The sequence below is a fragment of the Nisaea sp. genome (assembly GCF_039990255.1).
In the GTDB taxonomy this organism is placed as follows: domain Bacteria; phylum Pseudomonadota; class Alphaproteobacteria; order Thalassobaculales; family Thalassobaculaceae; genus Nisaea.
In genome coordinates this window covers 289,053-313,277 of the sequence record NZ_JBDXGG010000018.1, presented here as the reverse complement: position 1 = coordinate 313,277, position 24,225 = coordinate 289,053, and the positions used below count along the sequence as shown (strand labels likewise).

The 24,225-nt window shown below is 57.8% G+C and carries 24 protein-coding genes; 15 read left to right on the top strand and 9 right to left on the bottom strand.

The window, feature by feature from the left end; translation table 11 throughout:
• The first annotated feature begins 45 nt into the window (after positions 1-45).
• Genes pgsA through ABJ076_RS11675 form a run of 5 tightly spaced genes read left to right on the top strand, consistent with a single transcriptional unit; the run spans position 46 to position 3,205 of the window.
• Positions 46-675 carry a CDP-diacylglycerol--glycerol-3-phosphate 3-phosphatidyltransferase gene (gene pgsA / locus ABJ076_RS11695; protein WP_348187528.1) on the top strand — a complete coding sequence of 210 codons (630 nt, stop codon included), beginning with the start codon at positions 46-48 and terminating at the stop codon, positions 673-675.
• A 37-nt stretch (positions 676-712) separates the two neighbouring features.
• Entirely contained in the window at positions 713-1,219 is a 507-nt protein-coding gene (gene mobB, locus ABJ076_RS11690) for a molybdopterin-guanine dinucleotide biosynthesis protein B (protein WP_348187530.1), read from the top strand.
• A 3-nt stretch (positions 1,220-1,222) separates the two neighbouring features.
• On the top strand, positions 1,223-2,494 hold the full coding sequence (glp, locus tag ABJ076_RS11685; protein WP_348187532.1) for a gephyrin-like molybdotransferase Glp: 1,272 nt from the start codon (positions 1,223-1,225) through the stop codon (positions 2,492-2,494).
• Complete coding sequence (gene moaD / locus ABJ076_RS11680) at positions 2,491-2,742, top strand: molybdopterin converting factor subunit 1 (RefSeq protein ID WP_348187535.1); 252 nt, start codon at positions 2,491-2,493, stop codon at positions 2,740-2,742. Before glp ends, moaD begins: the two co-directional genes overlap by 4 nt.
• A gap of 4 nt (positions 2,743-2,746) precedes the next feature.
• Positions 2,747-3,205, top strand: a complete 459-nt coding sequence (locus tag ABJ076_RS11675) for a molybdenum cofactor biosynthesis protein MoaE (protein WP_348187538.1) — start codon at positions 2,747-2,749, stop codon at positions 3,203-3,205.
• Between the two features lie 3 nt (positions 3,206-3,208).
• Here the strand turns inward: ABJ076_RS11675 and ABJ076_RS11670 are convergent, their stop codons facing one another.
• The gene (locus ABJ076_RS11670) at positions 3,209-3,886 is read right to left on the bottom strand and encodes a GntR family transcriptional regulator (RefSeq protein WP_348187540.1); all 678 of its coding nucleotides are present in this window, start codon (positions 3,884-3,886) and stop codon (positions 3,209-3,211) included.
• 80 nt (positions 3,887-3,966) lie between these two features.
• Here ABJ076_RS11670 and ABJ076_RS11665 point away from each other — a divergent pair, with 80 nt between their 5' ends.
• Positions 3,967-5,139: a benzoate/H(+) symporter BenE family transporter gene (locus ABJ076_RS11665; protein WP_348187543.1), complete on the top strand. Its 1,173-nt coding sequence runs from the start codon at positions 3,967-3,969 to the stop codon at positions 5,137-5,139.
• Between the two features lie 74 nt (positions 5,140-5,213).
• On the opposite strand, the gene ABJ076_RS11660 is transcribed toward ABJ076_RS11665, so the two are convergent.
• The gene (locus ABJ076_RS11660) at positions 5,214-5,570 is read right to left on the bottom strand and encodes a helix-turn-helix domain-containing protein (protein WP_348187547.1); all 357 of its coding nucleotides are present in this window, start codon (positions 5,568-5,570) and stop codon (positions 5,214-5,216) included.
• A 141-nt stretch (positions 5,571-5,711) separates the two neighbouring features.
• Here ABJ076_RS11660 and ABJ076_RS11655 point away from each other — a divergent pair, with 141 nt between their 5' ends.
• The 6 genes from ABJ076_RS11655 (at position 5,712) to ABJ076_RS11630 (ending at position 10,524) form a co-directional block, all read left to right on the top strand.
• A complete protein-coding gene (locus ABJ076_RS11655) occupies positions 5,712-6,557 on the top strand; it encodes an SDR family oxidoreductase (protein WP_348187550.1) in 846 nt (281 codons plus the stop codon).
• 329 nt (positions 6,558-6,886) lie between these two features.
• Complete coding sequence (locus ABJ076_RS11650) at positions 6,887-7,252, top strand: hypothetical protein (protein WP_348187552.1); 366 nt, start codon at positions 6,887-6,889, stop codon at positions 7,250-7,252.
• An 82-nt stretch (positions 7,253-7,334) separates the two neighbouring features.
• Positions 7,335-7,691: a CidA/LrgA family protein gene (locus ABJ076_RS11645; RefSeq protein WP_348187554.1), complete on the top strand. Its 357-nt coding sequence runs from the start codon at positions 7,335-7,337 to the stop codon at positions 7,689-7,691.
• On the top strand, positions 7,691-8,410 hold the full coding sequence (locus ABJ076_RS11640; protein ID WP_348187556.1) for an LrgB family protein: 720 nt from the start codon (positions 7,691-7,693) through the stop codon (positions 8,408-8,410). The genes ABJ076_RS11645 and ABJ076_RS11640 overlap by 1 nt, the downstream gene beginning before the upstream one ends.
• 10 nt (positions 8,411-8,420) lie before the next feature.
• Positions 8,421-9,410: a DMT family transporter gene (locus ABJ076_RS11635; RefSeq protein ID WP_348187558.1), complete on the top strand. Its 990-nt coding sequence runs from the start codon at positions 8,421-8,423 to the stop codon at positions 9,408-9,410.
• 112 nt (positions 9,411-9,522) lie between these two features.
• Positions 9,523-10,524: a DMT family transporter gene (locus ABJ076_RS11630; protein WP_348187561.1), complete on the top strand. Its 1,002-nt coding sequence runs from the start codon at positions 9,523-9,525 to the stop codon at positions 10,522-10,524.
• Between the two features lie 59 nt (positions 10,525-10,583).
• On the opposite strand, the gene ABJ076_RS11625 is transcribed toward ABJ076_RS11630, so the two are convergent.
• The 4 genes from ABJ076_RS11625 to argC form a co-directional block, all read right to left on the bottom strand.
• Entirely contained in the window at positions 10,584-11,447 is an 864-nt protein-coding gene (locus ABJ076_RS11625; protein WP_348187564.1) for a LysR substrate-binding domain-containing protein, read from the bottom strand.
• 309 nt (positions 11,448-11,756) lie between these two features.
• On the bottom strand, positions 11,757-12,734 hold the full coding sequence (locus ABJ076_RS11620; RefSeq protein WP_348199723.1) for an NAD(P)-dependent oxidoreductase: 978 nt from the start codon (positions 12,732-12,734) through the stop codon (positions 11,757-11,759).
• The gene (locus ABJ076_RS11615) at positions 12,734-13,495 is read right to left on the bottom strand and encodes an aldolase/citrate lyase family protein (RefSeq protein WP_348194311.1); all 762 of its coding nucleotides are present in this window, start codon (positions 13,493-13,495) and stop codon (positions 12,734-12,736) included. The genes ABJ076_RS11620 and ABJ076_RS11615 overlap by 1 nt, the downstream gene beginning before the upstream one ends.
• Before the next feature lie 252 nt (positions 13,496-13,747).
• The gene (gene argC / locus ABJ076_RS11610) at positions 13,748-14,770 is read right to left on the bottom strand and encodes an N-acetyl-gamma-glutamyl-phosphate reductase (protein WP_348194312.1); all 1,023 of its coding nucleotides are present in this window, start codon (positions 14,768-14,770) and stop codon (positions 13,748-13,750) included.
• Between the two features lie 327 nt (positions 14,771-15,097).
• Here argC and ABJ076_RS11605 point away from each other — a divergent pair, with 327 nt between their 5' ends.
• Positions 15,098-15,220: a hypothetical protein gene (locus tag ABJ076_RS11605; RefSeq protein ID WP_348194313.1), complete on the top strand. Its 123-nt coding sequence runs from the start codon at positions 15,098-15,100 to the stop codon at positions 15,218-15,220.
• 190 nt (positions 15,221-15,410) lie between these two features.
• On the top strand, positions 15,411-17,246 hold the full coding sequence (locus ABJ076_RS11600; RefSeq protein WP_348202604.1) for a type II toxin-antitoxin system HipA family toxin: 1,836 nt from the start codon (positions 15,411-15,413) through the stop codon (positions 17,244-17,246).
• Positions 17,247-17,702: 456 nt separating this feature from the next.
• Here the strand turns inward: ABJ076_RS11600 and ABJ076_RS11595 are convergent, their stop codons facing one another.
• The 3 genes from ABJ076_RS11595 to ABJ076_RS11585 all read right to left on the bottom strand — a co-directional run bounded on the left by ABJ076_RS11595 (position 17,703) and on the right by ABJ076_RS11585 (position 21,531).
• Complete coding sequence (locus tag ABJ076_RS11595) at positions 17,703-18,686, bottom strand: HupE/UreJ family protein (protein WP_348202603.1); 984 nt, start codon at positions 18,684-18,686, stop codon at positions 17,703-17,705.
• Positions 18,683-19,522: a peptidylprolyl isomerase gene (locus tag ABJ076_RS11590; RefSeq protein ID WP_348194319.1), complete on the bottom strand. Its 840-nt coding sequence runs from the start codon at positions 19,520-19,522 to the stop codon at positions 18,683-18,685. Before ABJ076_RS11590 ends, ABJ076_RS11595 begins: the two co-directional genes overlap by 4 nt.
• A gap of 146 nt (positions 19,523-19,668) precedes the next feature.
• Positions 19,669-21,531 carry a DUF3604 domain-containing protein gene (locus ABJ076_RS11585; RefSeq protein ID WP_348194321.1) on the bottom strand — a complete coding sequence of 621 codons (1,863 nt, stop codon included), beginning with the start codon at positions 21,529-21,531 and terminating at the stop codon, positions 19,669-19,671.
• A 1,013-nt stretch (positions 21,532-22,544) separates the two neighbouring features.
• Here ABJ076_RS11585 and ABJ076_RS11580 point away from each other — a divergent pair.
• Positions 22,545-23,378: a transporter gene (locus ABJ076_RS11580; RefSeq protein ID WP_348194323.1), complete on the top strand. Its 834-nt coding sequence runs from the start codon at positions 22,545-22,547 to the stop codon at positions 23,376-23,378.
• Positions 23,379-24,225: the final 847 nt, after the last annotated feature.

Genomic DNA, 24,225 nt, shown 5'->3' with positions numbered 1-24,225 from the left:
GGATGGAATCGCCATCCCGCTCACTCTTTAGACCGACGCAGAGATATGACCGGCCTCCCCAATTTACTCACTCTGTCGCGCATCCTCGTGATCCCCCTCATTGTGGGGTTCATCTGGTATGGTGAGGACACGTACCGTTGGATCGCCTTCGGCCTCTATGCCTTTGCCGGCATTACCGATTATCTGGACGGCTATCTTGCCAGGTCGCTGAACCAGATTTCCGATTTCGGCCGCCTGCTTGACCCGATCGCGGACAAACTTCTGGTCGGCGCCGTGCTGCTGATTCTCTGCGCACATGACCATATCTCCGGCTACAGCCTACTGCCCGCGCTGATCATTCTGCTGAGGGAAATACTGGTCTCCGGCCTGCGGGAGTTTCTGGCCGAAATCCAGGTCCGCATGCCTGTGAGCAAGCTGGCTAAATGGAAAACGACCTTCCAGATCGGCTCGCTCGGCTTTCTGATTGTTGGGGCTGCAGGTCCCGAATGGCTACCGACCGTGCTGATCGGCGAGGGTCTGCTGTGGGCGGCAGCCATCCTGACCCTGATCACAGGCTACGATTACCTGCGTTCCGGCCTGCTGCATGTGACCCCGGAAGCGGAAGCCGAACGCGCACGCAGGAAATCCGACACTGGTAAAAATGCTTCCCGTGAAAGCGCTCCTGCGGATGCATGACTTGAGTCCGGCCCGTCCGGACCACTAGACTTCGCTCATGAAAATTTTTGGCCTTGTTGGATGGAGCGGCAGCGGCAAGACGACCTTGATGGTCAAGCTGCTGCCAGAGCTCGTTGCGCGCGGTGTCCGTGTCTCGACCATGAAACACGCTCACCATGCGTTTGATGTGGATAAGCCGGGTAAGGATTCCTTTGAACACCGGGCAGCCGGGGCGAGCGAAGTGCTGGTCACCTCGGCGAACCGCTGGGCCCTGATGCACGAAAATCGCGGCACGCCTGAGCCGACCATTGAGGAACTGATCCAGCATATGAGCCCGGTCGATCTGCTAATCATCGAGGGGTTCAAGGACCACGCGCATGACAAGATGGAAATCTATCGCGTGGCCACCGGCAAATCCCTGATCCAGCCGAACGATCCGCTGATCAGGGCTGTGGCGTCGGACGGCCCGGTCGCAGCCGCGACTGTTCCCGTGCTCGATTTGAACGATATTTCAGCTCTGGCGGACTATATTCTCGACTTCACTGGATTATCGAAAGCCGCGTGAGCCATGTCGCAACTGACAGATGACTGCTTCGCCTTCGGCGGGAAGCTGATACCGGTCGCAGACGCGCTTGCCCGGTTTCGCGAGATTCTGGTGCCGGTGGTTGAACCGGAAACCGCATCGCTCGCCGATGCCCTCGGGCGCGTGCTCGCAACCGACGTCATCGCCAGCCGCTCCGTCCCTCCGCATGACAATTCAGCCGTGGATGGTTTCGCCGTCTATTTCGACGATCTGGCCGAAGGGGCGGACACGGTGCTGCCAATTACCGCCACCATCGCTGCGGGGCATCCTCTGAACGGCCCGCAGAAACGCGGTACAGCCACAAAGATCTATACCGGCGCCCCGATGCCGACCGGACCGCACGGTACATCCCCAGACACAGTACTGATGCAGGAAGACTGCCGCGTCTCCGGTGAGCGCGTCGTTATCCCAAACGGTATCAAGCGCGGGGCAAACCGCCGCTTTGCCGGTGAAGATGTGCGGCAGAACGCCCGCATTCTGGAAGCAGGCATGCGCCTGCGGCCACAGGATATCGGGCTTGCAGCCGCCGTCGGACGGACAGAGCTCACCGTTTGCAAGCCTCTGCGCGTGGCGATTTTCTCGACCGGCGACGAAGTTCGCGATCCCGGGACGGATGCCCCCGGCGGCACGATCTTCGATTCGAACCGCCACACCGTCTCCGCCCTGCTGCGCGGCCTCGGTTGCACGGTGATCGACATGGGCATCCTGCCCGACAGCTTCGACGCCATTCATGGCGGGCTTGAAGATGCGGTGGGCAAAGCCGACATGATTTTGACGACGGGTGGCGTTTCCACAGGTGGAGAGGATCATGTTCGGAGTGCTGTCGACGCTTTGGGCTCCCTGCATTTCTGGCGTCTCGCCATCAAGCCGGGGCGACCGGTTGCGCTCGGCCAGATCGGCAACGTGCCTTTTATTGGCCTGCCCGGAAATCCCGTTGCCGTGATGGTGACGTTCCTCCGAGTTGCACGGCCATTGATCCAGCGGCTCGCCGGAGCCATGGATTCTGACCCGGCACTGTTTCCCGTTCGGGCCGCCTTCGATTACAAGAAGAAGAAGGACCGGCGCGAATATGTCCGCGTCACCCTGAAGCGCACCGGCGCGGGTGATCTCGAAGCCGTGAAGTTCGACCGGGAGGGCGCCGGGATACTCTCCTCGATGGTGGCCGCCGACGGGCTTGTCGAGCTGCCAGAAGACTGCACCGGCGTGAAAGCCGGAGATATTGTCGACTACCTGCCCTTCAGCGAGGTTGGCCTGTGAAGATTCTGTATTTCGCTTGGATGCGCGGCAAGACGGGCATCGGGGAAGAAGATGTCTCCCCGCCCGAGACAGTGACCGACGTTGCCGGGCTGGTGGCCTGGCTGAAGACGCGCGGCCCCGGTTTCGAGGACGCCTTTTCAGATATGAAAGTGGTGCGAGCCGCCGTGAATCAGGAATTCGTCGAGCTCAACGCTGCGGTCGGCAACAATGACGAAGTCGCCTTCTTCCCGCCGGTAACGGGGGGGTGACGTCGTGATCCGGGTGCAGAAGGAAGATTTCGATCTCGCCGCCGAACTCTCCGAGCTCAGCGCCGGGAATCACAATATCGGCGGCATCACCAGCTTCGTCGGGTTGGTGCGCGACATGGCCGACGGCGAGCATATCGGCGCGATGACACTGGAACATTATCCTGGCATGACCGAGAAAATGCTGGAACAGATCGACGCGGAAGCCAACAAACGCTGGCCCCTCGAAACCAGCCTTATCATTCATCGCTTCGGCAGGATGGAACCGGGCGAGCAGATCGTCCTCGTCGCCTGTGCCTCACCCCACCGGGAAGCCGCCTTCGAGGCCTGCCATTTCCTGATCGACTGGCTGAAGACCAAGGCGCCGTTCTGGAAACTCGAAGAAAAAGACAGCGGCGCTGAATGGGTCGATGCGCGAGAGAGCGACAACGAGGCAGCCGCAAAATGGAACAACACAGACGCGTAGCCACTACCCCGTCTCCAAACGCGCGACCAACGCTTCACCGGCGGTTTCGATATGCGATGCAAGACATGAGATAGCGCGGCTTTCATCGCGCTTTCTGCAGGCGACGAGCAAATCGTGATGCTCTGCGTTCGAGCGACCCGCATAATCCAGCGTGACAATCGCCATGCTCAGATAGCGGCTCGCCGCCTGGCTCAGCATATCGATATGGTTCAAGAGCCGGGGGCGCCCAGCCGGAACATAGAGCGCCTTGTGAAACGAAGCATTCAGCAAACCATATTCAGATGCTGGCGCGCTCTCGATGCGGTCCTGAAGCGCGGCAGCCTGATCGATGTGCGTATTGCTCAATTCCGGCAATGCAATCCTCAGCGCAAGACATTCAGCGGCAATGCGCATCTCGAATATCTCACGCACGTCATCTGCCGAGACCGGCGCCACTCTGGCCCCGCGGTTGGGGTCGAACTGCACGAACCCCTCACCTTCAAGAAGCCGCAAGGCATCGCGCACAGGCATACGGCTGGCCTCGAAGCGCTGCGCCAGATGCTCCTGGCGTAGCGGACTGCCCGGCATCAACCGGCCAGAAATGATCTCGTGACGCAGCCCCGAGACGATATCCGCCACCGTCCCGCCGCGCCGTTTCAACACCCGGCCATGTGTTTCCATAACGCTTTCTGAATCAATCATGGCTCAACTTAATACATTTGATTAATTGACAAAATTAAATTTTGTATCCAATTTTTATTTTTGTATCCAAAGAGGCATAGATGCGCTCCTCAATCGTCATTTCAGCTTTCATAGCGGTTCTTGTCGGCTTTGGCGGATCGGTCGCGGTCGTGTTGGCAGCCACCAAAGCCGTTGGCGCCACGGAACTCGAGACGGCGTCCTGGGTCGGCGGTCTCTGCCTTGCCATGATGGCAACTTCCTTAATCCTGAGCGTGCGCCACAGGCTTCCTATCGTCACCGCCTGGTCGACACCCGGCGCCGCGCTGCTCGCGGCAACCAGCGGTGTGACCATGAGCAGCGCGGTCGGCGCCTTCCTGCTTGCAGCAGCCCTGATGCTGGCCACAGCCGCCTTTCGCCCCCTCGGCGCGCTTGTGGAGAAGCTCCCGGCACCGATTGCCTCCTCCATGCTGGCGGGTGTCCTTTTTAGTTTTGTTCTCAACATATTTGAGGCCTTGCAGGTGAATCCGGTATTTGTCATGCCGCTGGTCGGCGGCTTCATGATTCTCCGGCTGATCTCGCCAATTTGGGCCGTCTTGCTGGTCCTGATTGGCGGCATCCTTTTGGCCATGGGCCTGGGGATGATCGGCCCGGTTCCCGCACTCGGCTTATCCGCGTTCACAGTGATTCGTCCGGCGTTCGATCCGGCGATCCTGATCGGGGTCGGGGTTCCGCTTTATCTCGTCACCATGGCCTCGCAGAACCTTCCCGGTGCAGCCGTGCTCCGCGCTGCCGGATATCCCGCACCAATGCGCTCCATCCTGGCGGTAACGGGTCTCGCTTCGCTCCTGACTGCCCCGCTCGGCGCCCATACATCCAATCTCGCGGCAATCACCGCTTCGATCTGTACAGGTCCGGACGCCCATCCGGACCCGTCAAAACGATGGCTATGCGGGCCATTCTATGCGCTCGGATATGGTTTTCTCGCCCTCTTCGGCGCGTCGGTCGTCGCACTCTTCGCCAGCTTTCCGGAGACGCTGATCCTGACGATCGCCGGCCTCGCACTCCTCGGACCGTTCGTCGCCGCGATCGGCAACGGTGTATCTGAAGAGCGCTATAGATTTGCTGCAGCCGTGACTTTCGTCGTCACAGTTTCCGGGATCGGCCTGTTTGGCATCGGGTCCGCGTTTTGGGGGCTTGTCGCCGGGTTGGCGATCCTCGGGCTGGACAAGCTCAAAGCCAGACTATCCCGAGAGTCGAAATCACGCGTCGGATGAGCCCCATAAAGAAAGGCCCCGCAACCTGCCGCTCCCCATTCAACCGATACGCGATTGCCCAAAGAGAGTCGGTTCTAGGTTTTGCTGTCTGGTGACGGCCGCGCCTCGACAAGTCTCTGCATATTCAACTCGACCCAGTCGGCCAAATCCTGAACCTTCTCCGCTGCTTCACGCCCAATCGGGGTTAAACTGTACTCGACATGCGGCGGAACCACGGGATAAGCGACGCGTTTCACCAAGCCATCCTGCTCAAGCTGGCTCAGCGTCTGGGAGAGCATGCGTTCGCTGACGCCATTGATAGTGCGCCGGATCTCGCTGAATCGCCGCGTCTTGTCCATCAAAACAATGAGCGCAAGAACACCCCAACGGCTTGTGATATGGCGCATCACATCCCGCGAGGGGCAGGCCACCGCCATGAGATCCCCCCGCATGAGGTGTTCGGAAATTGTTGCGGGAGCGCCGTCCGGAATGTATTGCCGATTTTTTTCCATACTTACACTTATGTGCGTACTTACCTTTGATAAGCAAGTGCCGATATTAGTGGCGAAACATTTCCATTGAAGGGAACGACAATGACTATCGCCATTACGGGAGCAAGCGGACAGCTTGGACGTCTGGTCATCGAACAATTGGCCAAACACGACGCGCAAGAGGACGTCATCGCTCTCGTCCGCTCGCCCGAGAAAGTATCGGATCTGGGCATTGAAGCCCGGGAATTCGATTACTCGAAGCCCGACCTTCTCGCCAATGCGCTTTCCGGGGTGGACACATTGCTGCTGATTTCGTCAAGCGAGATCGGGCAACGTGCCGCTCAGCACAAAAACGTCATTGATGCGGCCGCTAGGGCCAAAGTCTCCCGGATTGTCTACACGAGCATTCTCAGAGCTGGCACTACAGACAACCCGCTGGCTGATGAGCATAAAGTCACCGAAACAATGCTGCAGAGTTCGGGCATAGCCACGACGATTTTACGCAACGGCTGGTATTGCGAAAACTATGCACAGTCCATTGCCGGCGCACTTGAACATGGCGCCGTTATCGGAAGCGCGGAAGACGGCAAGATCTCGGCTGCTGCGCGAGTTGATTATGCGGAAGCAGCGGCAATTGCCCTGACGGAAAGCGGCCATGACGGCGCAATCTATGAATTGGCTGGCGACACCGCCTTCACAATGGGCGAGCTGGCCGAAGAATTGTCCCGGCAAAGCGGCAAGACGATTCCATACGTAAACATGCCGGAAGCCGACTATGCCGCAGCTCTTGGCAATGCGGGCCTCCCTGAGCCGTTCGCAGCACTGCTTGCGCGCGTCGACGTGACGGTCGCAGGAGGCTCTCTTTTCGATGACGGCCAGCAACTTTCCGCTCTCATTCGACGGCCGACGACGCCAATTTCCGAGACCATTGCGAAGGTCATCTCCTGAACGGCATGGACATCCGTTTCTGAAGGAGCCAAATGTGTCGTTTTGAGAATGTAAATAGCCGCCCTGAAGCAATGCTGAAGCAGCTCCTTCAGAAGAAAGCAAACACTTGATCTGGCAAGTTAAATTTTGCCATTTGCCATGATCTCACAGCATGCGGCCCATGCAAAAAACGCAGTTGTTGCAACGCCCGCGCTCAACGATACGGGGGGCGGCAATTACACGGGCCGATTGGCCGTTCGCACCACCCTGCGGACGGCCTTTGCTCTTCCCGGAGCAGCGCTTGCCCGTCGCCGGATGAGAAACCGACGATGTGGCAGGGAGACCCGGCGATGGGCATTCGCTTGGCAGAGCGCGATTTACTGGACGTGGCGACGGAGTGCGGCCTTGAGGACTATCCTTATTGGGCCGGCAGCGAGCGCCGTATCACCGACGCTGACATCCATCGTGCACTGGCCGACGACCGGCTGATCGCTCCCGATGACAATCGCGATCCAAACACCCCGATGAGCGCAGAGGATCATGCCGCGCGCGTAGCCTGGCTGGTCCGCCACGGCGACCGAAAGCGGATGAGCATCATTATCCGCAACGGGAGACTGTGTGACGGCAACCACCGTTTTGCCGCATGCCTCTTCGCCGGGATCGAGCGAGTGCGCTGCGTTATGATGGAAACGGAAGAGCTGGCAGCCGCCGCCTGACCCCTTTCTCTCTGCGAGGCTGTTGTTTACCGGCTGACACCGGAGCTAGACTCCGGCTTGTCTTTGCCTCCGGAGGTCCCCGATGATCGGTGCCATTACCCTGCTGCTTGGCTGTCAGCTGCTGGGAGAGTTATTCATTGCCGCTACCGGCCTGCCCCTGCCCGGCCCGGTTGTTGGCATGGTCATTCTGTTCGTCGGCTTATTAATCCACGGTAAGGTGCCCGGTAACGTCGCTGCTGTTTCCGACACACTGCTCCGCAATCTCTCTCTGCTTTTTATTCCCGCCGGCGTCGGCGTCATGCTCCACCTCGCCTTGATCGAACGGGAATGGCTCGGCGTGACTGCGGCGCTGATAGGCAGCAGCGCCATCACAGTCGTGGTCACCGCATTCCTGATGATCGGCCTGAAGAAATTCACCCGCGCCGGGGGAGAAGGCTGATGGATGGCGATTTCAGCGATATCTGGGTCTATCTCTCAACGAGCCCGCTTCTGCATCTCTTCCTTACCCTGGTCGCCTACCTCAGCGGTCAAAAACTCTACGAGCGGTTTGGTATGCACCCGTTGCTCAACCCGGTCCTGATCGCGGTCGTTGTATTGGTCGCGATCCTGACGGTGACCCGAACCCCTTATCTGGTCTATTTCGAGGGCGCGCAATTCGTTCACTTCCTGCTTGGACCGGCCACAGTCGCCCTAGCGGTGCCGCTGTACCGGCAAGTCGCTCGGATCAAGAAAAGTCTTCTGCCAATCCTGCTGAGCGTGATTTGCGGCTCACTGGTCGCCACAGGGAGCGCGGTGGCTATCGCCTGGTTCTTTAATGTTTCCGAAGCAACGCTGATCTCCATCGCACCGAAGTCAGTCACTACCCCCATCGCTATGGGCATCAGCGAGAAACTGGGTGGCCTGCCGTCTCTAACTGCTGTGTTCGTCATCCTGACAGGCATTCTGGGCGCCATGATCGGCCCGCTACTGCTCGACCTGTTTCGCATCAAGGACTGGGCCGCACGCGGCTTTGCCATCGGTATCGCCGCGCACGGCATCGGCACCGCCCGGGCCATGCAGGTAAGCGAGATTGCAGGCGCCTTTTCGGGCCTTGCAATGGGACTCAATGCCCTTGCAACGGCGATCCTGCTGCCCCTGCTCTGGCAGCTATTTTTCTAGGCCCAAGAAGTTGCCCGAAACCTCACGTCTGAACCGGCCTTCCCTTGGCATCGCACTGGTGCTCGCCGCAGTGCTCGCGATGTCGATAAATGATGCCTTGGTCAAGAGCCTTTCCGGTGGCTATCCGCTGCATCAGGTGATTTTCACACGCGCTCTGATCGGCCTTGCTCTCTGTCTCGTTTTTGTCCGGTTCGAGGGCGGCTGGTCGATCCTGAAAACCCGCCAGCCGGGCCTCCACTTCCTCCGGGGACTGTTGATCGTCATTGCCAATTCCTGCTTCTTTGCAGCGATTGCGGTTGTGCCCCTTGGTGAGGCGACAGCCATCTTTTTCGCCGCCCCGCTTCTGATCACCCTGTTTTCGGTGCCGGTGCTGGGCGAGCGCATAGGACCGGTCAGACTGGCCGCGGTTCTGATCGGCTTTGCCGGTGTTCTTGTCATGCAGCGCCCCTGGGCCAATGCTGGCGATCTGGGCGTCAGCCGGATCGTCCTCCTGTTACCCCTCATCGCAGCGACAACCTATGCCCTGCAACAAGTCATGACCCGCCGGCTTGGTCTGACATCCAAGGCATCAGCAATGGCGGTCTACATCCAGCTGGTCTTTTTTGTGGTTTCGATAACGGTTGGAGCCATCGCAGGCGACGGAAAATTCGTTGCCGGATTAGAGAATCCAAGCCTGATTTTTCTGTTGCGACCCTGGATCTGGCCCGAAGCCGAAGATCTTTGGCGCTTCCTTGCCCTCGGGATGAATATTGCCGTCGCCAGCTACTGCATATCGGCGGCCTATAGAACAGCCGATGCCGGGGTACTGGCGCCTTTCGAATATTGCGGATTGCTGTTGGCCGTGTTCTGGGGATGGGTATTTTGGGGAGAATTACCGGGCCTGGAAGTCGCCTTTGGGATCATCCTGATTGTATCCGGCGGCCTTGCCGTTTACCTGCGGGAGAAACAATTGGCACGCCGCCGCGCACTGCATCGGGATATCGGGGAAATGAAATCCTGACGCAAAATCTCGGAGTTTCAGAGAGGATTGTTCTTCATGCGCCCCACCGTCTGAAAGGAGGCGGCGCGTAGGGACAAGACATGCCGGACGCAAGGCCCTAGTCTCGCCGGTAATGACCGATACATCCGTGACGTCCATCAACCGCCCGACCTTCGGAATCGCCCTCATTCTGTTTGGAATGCTCGCGATCTCGATCAATGACATGCTGATCAAACAACTCTCCGGCGGGTATCCGCTGCACCAGATGGTGTTTACCCGCTCGGCGATCGGTATTGCCTTCAGTCTAATCATCGTTCAGTTCGAGGGTGGCTGGCACATCCTGAAGACGCGGCGGCCAGGACTGCATGCCCTGCGCGGCCTGCTGGTCGTCATTGCCAACATGTCCTATTTCGCAGCCCTCGCAGTGCTGCCGCTGGCCGATGCGACCGCTCTGTTCTTCGCGGCACCTCTGTTCATCACCCTGCTCTCCATCCCGATCCTGGGCGAAAAGGTCGGGCCGTTCCGCCTCGGTGCCGTGCTCGTCGGTTTTATCGGGGTGGTGATCATGCAGCGCCCCTGGGCCAGCACAGACGATCTCGGCGTCAGCCGCCTGGTCCTCGTGCTGCCTGTCATCTCGGCGATAACCTATGCCGGCATGCAGATCATGACCCGCAAACTCGGCATGACCAGCAAGCCCTCGGCGCTCGCGGTTTATATCCAGGTCATGTTCTTGCTGGTCGCGGGTCTATTCTGGGTCTTCGCCGGTGACGGCCGGTTCGCGGAAGGCAGCGACAATGAAAGCCTGATCTTCCTGCTCCGCGCCTGGGTCTGGCCGGAGGGTGTGGATTTCTGGCTTTTCATCGGGCTTGGTCTCAACTCGACCGCCGTCGCCTACTGCCTCTCCGCCGCCTATCGGTCCGCCGATGCGGCCACGATTGCGCCGTTCGAATATACCGGACTGCTGCTTGCTGTGTTCTGGAGCTGGGCCATCTGGGGATATTTGCCGGGTCTTGAAGTGATGATCGGCATCTTCCTGATCATGGCCTCCGGCCTGTTCGTCTTCCTGCGCGAGCGCCAGCGCAACCGCCCGATGGCGAGCGCCCCGCCTGCTGGAACCGGCGCAACCCGGCGTTAGGTTTCAGCCAGAAGCTCCGCGCAGCACGACCGGAACTCAGTGTTCATACCTGCTGTGCTTCAAATCCGGTGCCGACTGAGTTCGGACAGAATGAAGTCGGAGGCGAGAGATATATGCGCGGCTGAATTTCCCGGACTTTGGTGCAGAGAAATCACAACACCGGGAAGCAACGGGAACCCGTTGGTCCCATCCAGTATTACGAGGCCTGCGGGAATGACCGATGCCTCCATGACGGAAACACCGGCGCCTGAAAGAACCGCGCTTTCAATCAATGCAAGGCTCCGCGTGGAGTAACTGATATGCCACGGTCGATCCATTTGCTTCAGCGAGGCAAGCACAATATCTCGGCAGGCACAGCCTTGCGGAAAGAGCACGAGAGAAAGTGGCGCCGTCGGATCGTCGATATAGTCCGGCGCCGCGACCCAGTGAAGCGGCTCCCGGCGCGCAAGCTGACCGGCGACATCGTCATGAGGATGGGTCGCGAGCACGAGGTCCAGTGCGCCATTGGCCTGTGCGTCCAACAGTTCAACACTGTTGTCGCAATGGACTTCAATCTGGATCAGCGGATGCTCGCGCGAGAACTTCTTGAGGATCGATGGTAACAGGCACGTTGCATAATCGTCGGGTGCACCAATCCGCACCAGGCCGACAGCATCAGGTGTTTGAATATAGGATAACGCCTCGTCGTTAACGGCTAGGATCCGTTGCGCATAGACCAGAAGAGATTCCCCAGTCCGGGTCGTCGTCACCGATTGCCGGCTGCGCTCGAAGACCCGGCACCCGACGATATCTTCCAGACGCTTGATCTGAAGACTGACGGCCGACTGAGTCCGCCCGGTCACCTGTGCAGCACGCGTGAAGTTACTGTGTGCGGCGACAGCGACAAACGAGCGAAGAAGGTCAATTTCAAGATCGCGTTGCATTTCTTACATTAACAAAAATCATCAATATCAGAAATATAATTCGTTTCACGCATACAAAACAGATCGGTACCTCTGTTGCATCAGCACGGAGGATCGAAATGTTCCAGATATTTGCAAATGCATTGTTCGAGGCCACACGGATGCCGCCGCCGAACCAGACCGCGGCGGTCAAATCGGGATGGAGACGGCACTGCACCGATGGGAATGTTTCTGGCAAAATACCTTCAGAATCCTCAGCAACTTGCGCATCACTCCAGGCCGAATCCGATCAGGACCCTGATGGAGCCGGTATACGGGCAGCGTCCGACATCAGGTGACTGGATGAACCGGGTTCTGTCCAAGCGAAACATCGACAATCGACCGTAGCGCTGTCCGGGCAATGTCCTCGAAACATTCATCCGTCCAGCACAGCGCATGCGGCGTGACGATGGTGTTTGACATGGTCAGGAGCGGGCTGTCCGGCGAGATAGGCTCGACTTCCGTAACGTCGAGCCCGGCTGCTGCGATCTGGCCTGACGAAAGTGCTTCGCAGAGGGCCTCTTCGTCATGGATCGGCCCCCGCGCCACATTGATGAAACAGGCGGACGGCTTCATTCTCGCGAAAGCTGCCGCATTCATCAGGTGATGGGTCTCGTCGTTCAGCGGGCAGGCGACGACGACGAAATCCGCTTCCGAGAGTGTCTCCTCGAATGAACGCTTCTCGGCTCCCAGCCCGACTAGTAGGGCGGCATCAGTATAGGGATCATGAACCAGCACATCGCGAAAGAACGGCCTGGCGAGCGGGATCAGTTCCTGGCCGATACCGCCAGCGCCGATCAGACCAAGACGCCGGCCGGTCAGGCCGATCCCCATATGCTCGACGCGATCATTCCAGCGGCCTTCGCGAACAATGCGATCCTTGGTGAAAAGCTTCCCCGAGAGCGCAAAAATCAGCGTCAGCGCTGCAACGGCGACCGGCCTCCGGATCGCAAACGGCGTGTTCGTGACCGTGATCCCACGGGCGGCGCAGGCCGCCACATCGACCGTATCGAATCCGACCCCATTGCGGCCAATGATCTTTACCCTGCAGTCCTCGCGCGCGACCGAGGCCGCCGTGACGCGCGGCAGGTTTACATGGAGGCCGTCATATCGCGCCGCAATCTCCGGCGTGATTTCCGGGACGTCTTCAGGAATCCATTCCCACTCGATATCCGGGTTGCGCTGCAATTCCTCGAACGCGGCCTCGTTGAATGCCGGCTTGCCGGATGCCGTCAGCAAGTCACGTGTCGTTCCGATCCTGAATGCCATCACGCCCCCTCCACGTCCTGCAAGACGGAGCGAACGCCCTGCATCAGGAGCCCCTGATCCGTTCCAACCGCAAGCATGTTGAAGCCGTACCCCTTGTATTCCCGTGCGACCGCGCCGCTGGCTGGCATGAAACCGAGCCCCTTTCCGTGCCGCCGTGCCGCCGCAACAACTGTCTTCACCGCATCGATAAAGACGGGGTTTCCGAACGCGCCGGGAATGCCGAGAAAGTTGGCGAGATCAAAATGACCGACCCAGAGCACGTCGATGCCATCCACCGCCGCGATCTCGTCCACATGCGCCAGGCCGTGTTCCGTCTCGATCTGCGCGATCACCGTGATCTCGGAATTCGCCTTCGCGATCTTGTCCGCGGGATTGCCGTCCGAATAATCGTCGTGGGCGAACCCGAAAGCCGCACCGCGCCGTCCGACCGGTGGATAGCGCGTTGCCTCGACAATCCGTTCGGCTTCTTCGGCGCTTTCGACCATCGGGATCATCAATCCCTTCATGCCGATATCGAGTGCCCGTGCGAGGAACTGGTATTCCCCGCGCGGAACGCGGCACATCGGGACAATCGGCAGACCTCTGCAAAATGAAACCTGGTCCTTCAGTGTCTCAAGCCCGATCCCGGTATGCTCCATGTCATAGAGCACATATTCGCAGCCCGCATGCGACAGGATCTGGGCGATACCGGGACTGAAAAACTCGAAAATCATGGCGCCGAGCACCGGCTCCCCCGACATCGCTCTCTGCCTGAGTGTCATCGCTTGCTCCCCTTTTGGCACCGCTTGACGCGCGGCACTCTCGATCTGGGTCATGCCGGACGCGTGGTCCCGCGCATTGTATGCAGCGTGCCCCCATTCAATGCGGGGCTCAATGGGTAGATTGGCGGATTTCAGCTAGCGGGAAGACAGGCATGGATCAGAGCACAGACCAAAGGTCCGCCCAGGCCCCATTGCCGCTTGAAGTCATCGTTCGCCGAAGGGCACACACGCGACTTCCGACGAAACCAGACATCACGGCCAGAGAGGTGCGCCGTCCAGCCCGGCTGTTTCCGGCAGACCGCAGATCAGGTTCGCGTTCTGCACCGCCTGCCCCGCCGCGCCCTTGCCGAGATTATCCACTACGCCCAGCGCAATCACCAGATTGCGCTCGGGATCCGCCGCGTAGCTGACGAAGGAGAGGTTCGAGCCGGTCGCCCATTTGGTCTGCGGCGGCGTGTCGGTGACGCGGACAAACGCACGCCCGTCATAGAAGCGCCGGGCCGCGTCCAGGCACTGCGCCGTGGTGGCAGTGCCGCGGCAATAGATCGTGACGAGCACGCCCCGGGTCATCGGCACCAGATGCGGCGTGAAAACCAGCTCGTCCGCAGCGCCGCCGCTCAGCAGCTCGATCGTTGTGGCCATCTCGGGCATATGGACATGCTTGAGCAGACCGTAAGGCACCAGATTCTCGTTGCTTTCGGCATAGCCGAACTTGTTGTCTCCCCCGCCACGGCCAGCACCGGAAATGCCCGTCTTGGCATCCACCACGATGTTCCCAGGCTCGATCAGCTTGCCCGCCAGCAGCGGCGCCAGCGCGTTCAGCGTTGCCGCCGGGAAGCAGCCGGGATTGGCGACGCGGCTCTGCCCCTCGACCTTCTCAGGCCAGACATCCGCCAGTCCATAGACCCAGCCTTCGACATGGCGATGATCGCCGCCGATATCGACAATCTTCACGTCCTTGGAAACCCGCGCCAGCGCCTCGGCAGAAGCGCCCGTGGGCAGCGATGCGAACAGCACGTCGAGCTTCGGCAGGGTTGCAGGGTCCCACTTCTCGATCACCAGCCCGGCCAGTTTGGTCGGCACACCGGGGAAGCGATCCACCAACCGGCTCCCGGCCGTGCTCTCGCCCGCGGCATAGACCAGCTCAAACGACGGATGCCCCGCGATCAGGCGCAACGCCTCGCCCCCGCCAAACCCGCTGATCCCGACAATGCCGACGCGCATGCTCATGGTGGTGTCCTGCTGCTGGAGTGATGCCAAAACAGTTATAGCCATGTTGCGGTTCGGGACAAGGAGGGAGTTGAAGAGTTGTGGCAGGTGGCAGGTGGCAGTTTCGTCCGCAAACCCACCCGGGATGATTCAGACGAATGACTACTTCCCGTCCAGTAGAGTCGAGTGCTCTATTAGGCTGGTAACGACCCTTTGCGGTCGTTCACTCACTGAGATAATGCTGCGATTCAACTCTCCGAAGCCGCCATTCGTTGCATCTGCGAAGATGAATGCCCGCCATATACCGGTGATGCGCCGCCACTTCGGTCGTTGAGCTGATCTTGATCTGATCCTGAAAACAGCCCTTCGCCGCGCTTCGCTGATTAGCTGCGCATGATCATGATGATCGCCATGGTGGTGATCATCATAGCCATCTTCGTCGTCGCCGACATCGGCGTCATGGGTGCCATGGCGGCGATGACGATCATTATGCTGATGATGGTGCCGATGGCGTAGGCGTTGTAGCTGCGGTGGGACGCAAGCCCCGGTACCGCGTTGCACGGCTTTTTAGTCCCGACCGGTGGGGAGAGATGGTGGCGAAAATCTAATCTTTGCGTGCATGAAACACGCGAAAGTTCGAAAACCTTGACATCTGATGTGAGGAATTCTAGCTATTGCGTATGTGAAATACGTGAAAGTTAGAAAATTGCTCTATCTCGTCGGCGAGAACCTCGACAAAACCCGTGCCCACTATCAGGCCGAAACCGGCAAGATCGTGCAGCTCATGCGCGGTATCTATGTCGATGCCGACGCCGACGCAGATGCCAATGTGCTCAAGCATGCGATCCGGATCGCCCGCTATCTCTATCCGCGGGCCTATCTCTCGGCCGCCAGTGCCATTCTGCTCGCGCCGACGCGCGATGGCCGGCTCTTTATCAGCGGGCCGCGTAACCAACGCACCCGGATCAGGGCCCTGGAAATCATCCAAAATGCTGCACCCGATCATCCGTCGGTTGCGAGCGCTATCATCGATGACGGGCTAGGAGAGTTCCAAACCAACGTCTCGTCCATTCGTCAGCGCTTTCTCGAAGCATTCCGGCTGCGCAGCGAACACGCTGCCTCTATCGATGAAGCGAGGCGCGCCGACATCGCGCAGCGGCTGGTTGCCGAGTATGGCGATCCCAAAGCAGCCGCTGATGCACTCTGGGCGCTGGCCCGGGAAAACAAATGGTATCGCGAAGGGGAGCAGGCCGAGCGCTATCTGCTCCATACACCAGCTGAGATTGAGGTTCGCAATGAGGCGGCACTCGATTTCATCGTCGCGTGGCATGGGACCCACATCGGGCATCTCTTGTATGACGGCTTTGAATGGCGCTGGAAGCCAGACAAAGGGTTCGATCTGCCGCTGATCCAACAGCGCGTTCCAGGCAAGCTGCCGCCCTTCATTCTATCTCTTTTACCCGAAGGATGGCTGGAGCGCGTTCTCAAGGAAAGTGACGAGCGCGCCGTTCTGCGCTCGGGCAAGCGCTACATGTCAAATATAACGATCAGCACCAAGGCTACCGATCTTGACGCCTTGCCCGCAGATGTTCTGGTCAGTCGTCTGGGCGACTTCAAAACCGGCGGCATCTTCACCGGCACCTATGCCGGCCCAAGCCGCGGCGACATTGAGCAGAGCTTCGAAGAAAAGCTCGCGCGCCTTTACGCCAGCGCCGACACACCCCGTCTGTCCGGCGTCCAGATCAAAGCGCCGATGTTCCTCGGTGAAGACGGGAAACTTGTTCCCAGTACCGGCCTACCTTTTACGCACATACTTAAACCTGCCGGGACCAGCGGCTTTCAGGCGCTGCCGGTGATCGAGTTTCTCGCCATGGCGCTTGGTCGCCATGCCGGGCTCGACGCGCCGCCGACGGCGTTGATCGCTATGCCGGATGGCATGCCACCGGCATTGATCGTCGAGCGCTTCGATATTCGTACTTCGACGGATGACACGCGGCGCCTCGCACTCGAAGATTTGTGCTCGGTCCTCGATCTTCCCCCCGACGCCAAATATGACGGTACGATAGAGCGTATCGCCCGCGCCGTCAGACCACTCTCGACCAATCCCGAAGCTGATCTGCTGCTGGTGCTTAAACGCGCATTATTCGCCTGGCTCATTGCGGACGGAGACATGCATCTCAAGAATCTCGCGCTCCTCAAGGTCGCGCAGCCGGATGCACGCACCTTTGAGATCGTGGGGCTCGCGCCGCTCTATGATGCCGTCACCACGGTCGTCTTTCCCGGCCTTGAGCATGACCGCATGGCCTTGAAGATAAACGGCAAGGATAATCGTCTGCGCCGCGCTGACTTCCTTAAGCTGGCAGCGACGGCGGGGCTGACTGCCACGGCAGCGAACCAGGCGATCGAAGAGTTGCTTTCAGGACTGCGTGCAGGCGTTGACGCGCTCACCACTCCGGATGTCGCCCGCAATGACGAACACATTGCCGGCAAAGCCGAGCAGATGCTCGCGATCTGTCGTGAGCGCATCGGCGAATTCCAATAATGTTGAACCTTATACTTCCGAGTGAACCGCGCTTCATGTGGGTGATCGAAGCACATATGGCACGTCTACTTCCCTGCCTCTCTTTTTCAAGAAGCCGCCATTCCCCTCGCAGCCTCATGGGATGATTATGTGCCGTCTGAACCAACGTCTGCTTATTTGCGTTCGCGCCTAGGAGCCGACAGTCCGAAGACGACCCAAAGCAGTTGATCGCCCAATTCCATGTCGCTGCGGTGTAGTCAGCCGAAGGCGACATTCGTGGCAACTGGTAAACCAGGACACTCGGTAAAGTCGGCGGAGCGGACAAATCGGACTTTCGCGACGGCTGCCGATGGTCAAAGCCGCGATACCGGATTTCATCCTTGAAAATTCTCCCAGGCTCGCCCGAATAAAACTCGACGATATGGTAAGTAATGATGTTCGTCTCGACGCGTCTCAGCAGACGAATACGTTCAAGTACTACATGATGACGTCAACGGTTCGTTCTATGCTCCAATAGGCAGCAACTACGCCAATCGCATAGGCGATCGCCATCTTGACGCGCATATCAATGCGCCTCACCGCCGCAAACAGCACTAGAGTTCCCGCCACAAACGCAAGTTGGCCCAATTCGACGCCGACATTGAAGAACAACAAGGATGTGGGAATCGCGTCGTTCGGCAGGCCAGTTTTCGACAGCGCTCCGGCAAACCCAAGGCCATGGAGGAGTCCGAAACCAAATGCCACGGTCCACGGATATCTGGCTGTAATGCTGACCTCTCCGCGACCGATCGAGACCACCTCCGCTGCCACTAACACGATGCTGAATGCAATGAGCGCCTCGACCGGCCCTGACGGCGTCGTGACATAGCCAAGCGTTGCTGCTGTAAGGGTCAGAGAATGTGCGACTGTGAAGGCCGTGATCGACCAGATCAGTCGGCGCACATCGGCGATGAGTAGCAGCAACGCCAACACGAAACATAGGTGATCGAAGCCGAGCAGGATGTGCTCAAAACCAAGCAAAATATACACGCCCGCCACCTCGGAAAAGGATGACGGCTTGGCGGCGACGAAAGAATTCTGACCGGACATCAGCCGCAGCGTCTGTGTCGCGCCATTGCGCCGCTCGAAGCGCATGATTGTCTCAATCAGCGTTTTCTCAAGGCCCACGATCTGAATCTTTTGTCCGGCAAGTCCGCCCGCGCAACTTGCCGACCAACGTTGAACGGTCGCACCAGCAACACCATAGCTCGCCCTCGGCGAATCGTCCTGGCACACTTGTGGCAGTTTGACGTATATTTTCGCGACCGCATTTCCTCGCGCCGGCCGCTTCCACAAGATCGAATACTGCTCTGGCCCTGTTTCGTGAATTTCCAAATAGGCCGGGCGAACCTCATGAGCCAAAGCTATCGTGGAGGCAACCGCCGCAAGTCCGCACAGGATCAGGGCGCAAAAGCGGTTCACGAGCCCAGTTCCTTGTTCTCGATAACGATTTTGTATTTCCGCTTCAGCGACTCACGGTAGGTAGCGTGCGCCTTGCGTCGCTCATCGGCACGCCAATCGCGCTCCACTGTACGGCGCGCCTCCTTAAGCGTGACTGATCGGCTTGCAACTTTCCCGTCAATCCTGATCAGGTGGGCACCAAAGGCAGATTTCACTGGGCCCAGCCAATTTTTTTGCGTCCCCGCTTTGTCAAGCGCCTTTGCAAAATCGGAACCGAATAGGCGTGCAACCGTAGAAACGGTCGCAGCCTTCATCGAGGGCGGCAAGAGACTTGGGTCACCCATTGCTTTGGGATCACCACCACGCTTCAATTCGGCAAGTAGCACACGTGCATGATCGAGAAGTTTCGGTCCGCGCTGATCTGCATTCAAAAAAACCTGACGAAACGTGAGCGCGGGTTCGCCCACATATTTGCCAGGGTTGGCTTTGAGGTAGCCTTGCAGATCTTCATCACTCGGGGCCTTGCGTGAGGCGAGATCGTCCGTAATGAATGTGAGTTTCTGGGCCAATCGCCTTCGCACCAAGATGTCGTTCTTGCCAAGCCCAAGCGCAAGTGCCTCTCGGTAAAAAAGTTCTTCTCCGACCCTATTTTCGATCAGGCCATCCAACTCCTCGGGTGTCGGGTCGCGCTGCCAGGTTTTGCGAAACAGAGCCGCGAGGTTCATCTGCTCCTTGACGGAAATCACAATCACGCCTGCGGGTTTCGAATTCTTCTCACCTATCAGCGCGTGAAGAGCGAATACCAGAACGCCGACAATGAGAAACTGAAACAGCGGCTCTCTGACAATCTTCATCATCGAGCCACCTATACTACGCCCTTAAGAAATGAATACACCATATCGCAACCCGAAATTGTAACACCAAACCGGTCGGCCAACACCTGTCGAACGCTATCTGATTGCGGGCGCGGCATTCAGAGACAGTACCAGCCGCGCCTTCATGCTCACCTCTTCGGTGTGTACCAGATCGGCGAAGTGTAGGCGCGTTCCTGGATTGTCGCCGGACGCCCTGTCTCCTTCACGTCGATGCCAAGCGCGATCGAGTCGAGAAGCGAATATCTTGGTGTTGGAATTTGAAGGACACGTGCGTAATAAAATGCTGACTGAAACGGATCGAAATTCGGGTCTTTCCAGACTGCGGATAGCGCCGATGCACCAATCTCATTGGTGTAGTCGCCAGTCTTCAGATCAACGGTGTTGCCAACGGCTACCTTCCCATCGGTGCGGCCATCCGACAGCGCCACATCGTAGATGCGCTCATTGGTTGTTCCGTCCTTATTGAGCCATCCCTTGATGATCTGGACACGGTCGAGGTTGGCATTGTTTGGATCTTTCATTGCGGCAACGAGAAACGTCGGCGCCTTTGTGCTTGCGGCCAAATCACCGCCCATCGGAACGCCTTTGCTATAACCCGCCACAGCCAGGTCGCCAGTGATGTCTGTGTCTGTAAAGCCCTCGCCACCAAAGAAGCGTACCGTCAATCGCGGACCTGTCGTGGCGTAGATTTCTTTGCGCCGGAACGCATCGAAAATCGATCGCCGGGTGTTTTCTTCGGCCCAAACGCCGGTAAAACCGGCAGCACCCATGTCCCACCCAACGGCGGCGCCGATACCGCTGGGTTTGGGACGTTTGGCGGGCGAGGAATCGTGACCGCTCTTACCAGCAAATGCTGTCTCTTCAATTGCCGGAATGCCGACATGGCTGTCTGTTCCTGCCGCCATGCCCATCTTATATGGATTGACCCCCAGTTTGGCACCAAGGGCAAGACCGTTCCTTAAGCCCGGACGGACGTAGTCTCCAGTTGCCGGATCGGGTGTCTTTCCGTCTGGCGTTGACAAAAAATTGTAGAATTCATAGTCGGCGAACTGATCGTCGGGCGAGAACATCGGCAACGTCTCGCTGTCCCCCTTAATTTGCGTAACCTCAATTGCAACTTCGAAGCGTGATTTGGTTTTAGCAAACTTCAAATCGATTGGCTTCCCGTTCCGTCGGTTTGGTCCAAACATGAGACCAGCGCTTATATTCGGACCGTGCGGTATTGCCACAAACTCGGCGCCATTTTTTTGTTGTTGGGTGTCGAGCCAATCCCAAAGCTTTTCAGGATCATCACTTTCGAGCGTTGAAAACGGTAGAAACTTTCGCGCTACGTCCCCTCCCTGAGGCATGAACACCACACGGTGAAAATTCGCACCTCCCGGCTGCGATGTCCATTCCCAACCAATGATGGCCGAAAAACGGCCAGGGTCATTGTGGGCTTCGGCGGCATCGATGTTTTCATTCCATGCCGTGCGAATTTTTTCTCCGTGGAGATCTCTAACAAGATCTGCTGGCGTCAGCCCTGTGTCGTTGGGAAGTCCGCTACCAACCCGATTGATTGCGTCGTAAACCGCATCCAACTCTTTCGACGTTCGGTTGCCAGCTGTTTTTATTAGGAATTTACCAGACTTTGTTTTTGCAATGTCTGGCGCCTGACCTTCCAAGACGCGCATTACCGATCCCAGCAGTTCCGCATGATCAGCGATAACAAGAAAGTCTAGCGGCGCTTTCATTTGGACGCGCATACCTGTCACAGGATGAATGACCGGGAACCCTTTTGCGTAGCGATAAGCGAGGTCCGGACGACCGGTTGTCCCGAAGGTATACGAATCGAACGACAAGGCCGTATGCAGGTGTGTGTCACCCCAAAACACTCTGCTTGGGTGTTTTTCGCCTGCCGCTGAAGACTGCCCCCAAGCCGCGTTGAGCCCCATGAACACGCTCAGAACCAAGATGGCGCCTATGAGCTGAGTTCTTATCTGTTGCTGCATTGCTTACTGTCCTTACAAAAGTAGTTGTAACAGGCTTGTTGGAACCGTCCTCCTGAGGTTTAGTGATGTATAGACTATGCGGAATAATAAATAATAAGGCGAGTCAATGCCACCTGTAATGCGTCCATAATACGGTGTATTTGATTTAGCCAGACGTCGCCCTCTAACGTTCGGAGGAAATCTCGCAGTTGGCCTGGAGGCCGATGCATTTGTAAATATCTCCGCACTGCTTCAGTTTTGCCACATGATGTTCTTGATGTTCTTGGTGGTCGGTTGGGGATTGGGGCTGTGTTGCCATTCGTTTCCCAATCGGTTGAAGCTAGTGCACTGTTTAACTTTGCCGGGGTACCTCGCGGCATTAACGCAACGGATGATGTGTTTGCAATCGGTGACCCTCTCCTTAATGCAGTCCTTGATTGGGGCAGTGGAAATTAGCATGCGACGCTGAGCGGCTTGCTCAACATTACTATCGGAAGTTATTCGCAAGGTGCCTTGGCCAACGCCGACTTTAACCGTTGGGGATTGGACACCACATTGGCCCTTACCTATATCAACCAGAAGTCGGGCCTCGAACTGACCGCGGCGCCAGGAACCACTTTTAACAAAAGAAACTTAGACGCTGACTACCGATCGGGACGGAGTTCCATATTGAATATGCCGCCATGATGCACTTTTCTTCACTGTTCGCCCTGGGGCTCTCTGGCTATCACTACGAACAAATTTCTGATGACGGCGGTACGGCACCTCTAGCCTTGAGAGACAGAACTACGGCGATTGGACCTGGGCTCAATTTCAATGTCTTACTCGGGACTCTACCTGTTTCAGGGAAAGTAAAGCTGCTGCATGAGTTCAACGTGAAGAACCGGCTGCAAGGCAATGCTGGACTCGTTCAATTCGCAATGCCTTTGAGGGAGTTCAGGCGTTAGGCGAAATACACGATATCGATTGCAAGAAATTGGGCGCCTCATTGCTCACGGACTCACGCATTCTCGTCCATATTGAGGGAGATGGTTATGAGTTTTGAGAAGCAAATTGTTTTGAAGCTGTATTGTGTAGTGGTGGCCTTGGCGTTTTCGTCGAGTGTCGTAATCGCTGAGGACAATTCGAGTACGCTTCTTGCGAAGCAGTTAAGCAATCCGGTTGCAAACCTGATCAGCGTTCCGATTCAGTTCAACTATGACCGCGGCATCGGCCCCAATGATGATGGCTACCGGCTCACCGCCAACATCCAACCCGTCATCCCGTTCAAGCTTAGCAGCGAATGGACTCTGATTACGCGGACAATTCTGCCGGTTGTCTATCAGGATGACATATTCCCTTCTGCCGGAAGCCAATTCGGTTTGGGAGACACCGTGCAGAGTTTCTTCTTTTCTCCCAAGCCCATCTCGATCGGCGGTGGAAGTGCATTTACTTGGGGGGCTGGTCCGGCCATGCTCTATCGAACCGGCACTGACAAACTGTTATCAAGCGGCAAGTGGGGTGCGGGGCCGACGTTCGTCGGCTTAATGCAGTCGGGTGGTTGGACCTACGGCGCACTCGCCAACCATTTATGGTCCTTCGCCGGTGACAATAAACGTTCGGATGTTAGCACAACGTTCCTGCAACCCTTTGCATCTTACACGACATCCGATGCCTGGACATTCTCACTTACTCAGGACGTGACCTACGAATGGGAGACTGACGAGTCGAGTTTGCCGATCAACGCAAACGTGAGTAAACTCACGACTATCGGGACGCAGCCGGTGAGTATAGGTGTTGGTACACGCTACTACCTCCGGTCCGCAACAGGCGGCCCGGAGGGATGGGGGGCGCGGCTGACCATGACGTTCCTGTTTCCAACTCAGTGAGCAGATTGGTTGGCTCGAACGACTCGGCAATACCTGTTGTATCAGGGCAACCCGCGGTTCAGCCTACCCTTTGTGAACACTACCGCTGTCTCGATCCGTGTGACTGACGGGCATTGATACGGTAACTTCAGTGGTCAGCAACTGGTACGTTACATCAATGACTCAGGCAGCAGGGCTCGCGGTCTTCCAAGCTTCGAATGCTGCGCCTCGAAGTTCTTTGTAAAGGGCTCGTCAGTTTATGTGGCGCTGATGATAGAACGTGACCTGAGCCCCGTAAACTCCTCCACTTTTAGGTAGAGTCCGTCATCCGATAGGAGACAGGTTTATGAAGCGGAGTCGGTTTAGCGAAGAGCAGATCATCGCTATTTTGCGGGATCAGCGATACGACGTTCTACAAGTGGAAGCCCAACCGCCAGGTGATAATGGTCACCCATAACGCTAAGCTCGTCATCAACACTGATGCCGATCAGATCATCGTAGCCGAAGCAGGCCCTCATCCATCAGGAGGCCTTCCCCAAATCAGCTATGTCGCGGGCGGTCTGGAGAATTTGGTAATACGGAAGTCCGTTTGCGATATTCTTGAGGGCGGCAACGCCGCATTTCGTGAGCGAGCGCGTCAGCTTCGTGTCCATCTTGATCGATAGGTTAGCGGCGACTATAAGCTAACTTGAGGTGATTAACAAACTGCACGCACTAAAACCATAGTTCGGACGATCAGAACGTAAAACTGCCGCCGAGAGCTAAATTCTAACGACCGCTTCCCACCCTGCAGAGCCGGATGGCCTATTCGGCCAGCAGCGACCCGGAGCGAACGATACCCCATAAAAGACTTGCGAGCACGTCTGAG

Coding starts and splice junctions, on each gene's coding strand:
- ABJ076_RS11645 (WP_348187554.1), top strand. CDS start 7,335: ATGATCGGTGCCATTACCCTGCTGCTTGGCTGTCAGCTGCTGGGAGAG.
- ABJ076_RS11660 (WP_348187547.1), bottom strand. CDS start 5,570: ATGCGGGGGGATCTCATGGCGGTGGCCTGCCCCTCGCGGGATGTGATG.
- ABJ076_RS11615 (WP_348194311.1), bottom strand. CDS start 13,495: ATGACACTCAGGCAGAGAGCGATGTCGGGGGAGCCGGTGCTCGGCGCC.
- ABJ076_RS11625 (WP_348187564.1), bottom strand. CDS start 11,447: ATGCAACGCGATCTTGAAATTGACCTTCTTCGCTCGTTTGTCGCTGTC.
- ABJ076_RS11655 (WP_348187550.1), top strand. CDS start 5,712: ATGACTATCGCCATTACGGGAGCAAGCGGACAGCTTGGACGTCTGGTC.
- ABJ076_RS11670 (WP_348187540.1), bottom strand. CDS start 3,886: ATGATTGATTCAGAAAGCGTTATGGAAACACATGGCCGGGTGTTGAAA.
- ABJ076_RS11590 (WP_348194319.1), bottom strand. CDS start 19,522: ATGATGAAGATTGTCAGAGAGCCGCTGTTTCAGTTTCTCATTGTCGGC.
- glp (WP_348187532.1), top strand. CDS start 1,223: ATGTCGCAACTGACAGATGACTGCTTCGCCTTCGGCGGGAAGCTGATA.
- ABJ076_RS11620 (WP_348199723.1), bottom strand. CDS start 12,734: ATGGCATTCAGGATCGGAACGACACGTGACTTGCTGACGGCATCCGGC.
- mobB (WP_348187530.1), top strand. CDS start 713: ATGAAAATTTTTGGCCTTGTTGGATGGAGCGGCAGCGGCAAGACGACC.
- ABJ076_RS11665 (WP_348187543.1), top strand. CDS start 3,967: ATGCGCTCCTCAATCGTCATTTCAGCTTTCATAGCGGTTCTTGTCGGC.
- argC (WP_348194312.1), bottom strand. CDS start 14,770: ATGGCTATAACTGTTTTGGCATCACTCCAGCAGCAGGACACCACCATG.
- ABJ076_RS11650 (WP_348187552.1), top strand. CDS start 6,887: ATGGGCATTCGCTTGGCAGAGCGCGATTTACTGGACGTGGCGACGGAG.
- ABJ076_RS11630 (WP_348187561.1), top strand. CDS start 9,523: ATGACCGATACATCCGTGACGTCCATCAACCGCCCGACCTTCGGAATC.
- pgsA (WP_348187528.1), top strand. CDS start 46: ATGACCGGCCTCCCCAATTTACTCACTCTGTCGCGCATCCTCGTGATC.
- ABJ076_RS11580 (WP_348194323.1), top strand. CDS start 22,545: ATGAGTTTTGAGAAGCAAATTGTTTTGAAGCTGTATTGTGTAGTGGTG.
- ABJ076_RS11605 (WP_348194313.1), top strand. CDS start 15,098: ATGATCATGATGATCGCCATGGTGGTGATCATCATAGCCATCTTCGTC.
- ABJ076_RS11585 (WP_348194321.1), bottom strand. CDS start 21,531: ATGCAGCAACAGATAAGAACTCAGCTCATAGGCGCCATCTTGGTTCTG.
- ABJ076_RS11640 (WP_348187556.1), top strand. CDS start 7,691: ATGGATGGCGATTTCAGCGATATCTGGGTCTATCTCTCAACGAGCCCG.